The organism is Mesorhizobium sp. (assembly GCF_004962245.1).
In the GTDB taxonomy this organism is placed as follows: Bacteria; Pseudomonadota; Alphaproteobacteria; order Rhizobiales; family Rhizobiaceae; genus Mesorhizobium.
This window is the reverse complement of the sequence record NZ_SUHQ01000121.1, coordinates 1-201: the sequence shown is the minus strand read 5'-3', so window position 1 is coordinate 201 and position 201 is coordinate 1. Positions and strand designations below refer to the sequence as shown.

1 pseudogene is annotated in these 201 nt (G+C 65.2%); it reads left to right on the top strand.

What is annotated here, in order from left to right:
• Positions 1-201, top strand: a pseudogene (locus tag E5X88_RS33600) (beta-ACP synthase); the annotation flags it as partial.

Sequence of the window (201 nt, the reverse complement as noted above, 5' to 3'; positions counted from 1 at the left end):
GCTCCGCCATCGGCCCGCTCGCCAATTCCGAGCTTCATGACCTGGAGGGCATGACGGGCGCTGAGATCAAGGCGCTGCCCGAGCACGACATCAACCGGGGGCATCTCATCTCCATGGACCGCTTCAGCTTGCTCGCCGTGCTTGCAGCGCGCGAAGCCATGCGGCAGGCCGGACTTTCCTGCGACGAAGGGAATGCCCATC